This window comes from Psychrobacillus sp. (genome assembly GCF_056205495.1).
Genome location: NZ_JBAEAP010000336.1, coordinates 1 through 1,938, shown reverse-complemented (window position 1 = coordinate 1,938; position 1,938 = coordinate 1). Strand labels below are relative to the sequence as shown.

Annotated in this window: 2 protein-coding genes; both read left to right on the top strand. The window is 37.8% G+C overall.

Annotated features, from left to right (window positions below; all coding sequences use genetic code 11):
• Positions 1 to 589 (top strand): alpha/beta hydrolase family protein (locus tag AC06OU_RS10005; protein ID WP_475855526.1); only part of this gene is annotated, 589 nt, incomplete at its 5' end.
• 76 nt (positions 590 to 665) lie between these two features.
• A partial coding sequence (locus AC06OU_RS10000) for an extracellular solute-binding protein (RefSeq protein ID WP_475855525.1) occupies positions 666 to 1,938 on the top strand: 1,273 nt, incomplete at its 3' end.

Below are 1,938 nucleotides of genomic sequence, written 5' to 3'. Positions count from 1 at the left end.
ACGGGTGCTACAGGACGAAAAGCCTTTTCAGACAGCAAGCTTTGACGCCGCACATCCGAACTGGTCTGCAGTAGCTAAAATGCTTGTGGATCATCAGCAGGGAATAAGTCTATTAGAGAGCTTAAATTGTGTAGACAGCGATAAAATAGGGGTGATTGGACACTCACTTGGAGGCTACAACGGTTACTTTTTAGCTGGAGTAGATCGTAGAATAAAGGCAGTGGTATGTAGTTGTGGATTTTCAACATTTGCAGGAGATCCGGAGTTACATCGTTGGGGAAAACGAGATTGGTTTAGTCATATCCCCCAGTTAAGTAACTACATAAATGATGATAAGGTTCCTTTTGAATTTACTGAAATAGCTGCATTAGTGGCACCTACTCCTTTTTTTCTATGGATGGGGCAAAATGATTCTATTTTCCCGCATTGGAAACCAGCTGCTGAAGGACTTTTTGAACTAAATTCATTGTATAAGTGGATGGATTGTACAGAAAAAATCCAAACATTAATAGGGAACTCGGGTCATGATTTTCCCTATGAAATTAGGCAAGCAGCTTACTTATTTTTAGATAAATGGTTAATGAAATAAAACTACCAACCTTGCACATGTTATGATTGATTCATATCTTTATATAGCGCCAATTTTGGCAGGGGAGTTGTAAGCATTGATAAAACGACAAAGTGACTTTGAAAGTCGTTATAACAAGTTTATCCATGAGGTAAAACAAGAGATTATTACAGGGAAGATTAAACCTGGGGAATTTATATTGCCAGAAAATACATTAAGTAAAGAATATGCGCTTAGTCGAGTTTCCATAAGAAAAGCGTTAGCAGAGCTAGTGGAAGAAGGGCTTATAGAAAAAATAGCAGGAAAGGGAAACCGGGTAACCTTGCCTGATGACACACAAAAGCAAACTTTAACGCTCGGTTGGTTTTCTAACTCCTATGAGATTGAGATTATTAATCTAATCATTCAGAGATTTGAACAATTGAATCCTTATATTAAGATAAATCTTGAAATTTTACCAAATGATCAGTACGTTTATAACCTTATGCAGTCATTTAAACACGGTACTGGCCCGGACGTTTTTATGGTTTCAGACTATCATTATAGACAGCTGATGGAGAAGGATCACTTAGATCTTATAGAACCCTATTTACCAGCGCATATAGATCCGATGAAGGATAGTTATCACCAAGTTTTTCAAATGTTTTCAACGGAAAACAAAATGCATGTTACTCCGTTTGTTTTCTCGCCAGTAATGATTTGCTACAACAAACGGATATTTGAAAAAGCAGGCGTCCTAAACGATTTTCATATAAAAGATTGGAATGATCTGTTAGAGGTGTCCCGAAAAACAACACATGATCTAAATGAGGATAATTTAGTGAATGAGTATGGTTTTTGTTTTTCCTCCTCGACTAACAGATGGCCAGTTTTTCTATTACAAAATAAAGGAAGCTTTAAAGATTCAACCGGAACTAAGCCGGTGATGAACAGTAAGGAAAATATAGAAGCGTTAGAGTTTTGTGTTGATTTAATGTACAAACATCAGGTTTCCCCTATTTTTTCACATGGTAGCAACGACCTCGCTGAGAACCTGTTTATGCGAGAAGGGGCAGCGATGATCTTAACTACCTATTATTTTATGAATGAATTCAGAGACCATAAGATACAATGGGATGTAATTCCACCGCCTAAAAATAAAGATGTAGGCACACTTTTACTTGGAGGGGCACTTGGAGTCCATGTAGATAGTCCAAATAAGCCAGCGGCACATGCACTGATCGATTTTATGGTTAGTGAAGAGGCGCAAATATTGATAAAGAAAAATGGATGTACGATTCCAATGCTGCGAAAGGTTGCAGAAGACAATAGACTCCTCCAGCCTGATATTCATCCAGAGCATTACAATGCCTTTATTGAAACGATGCCAG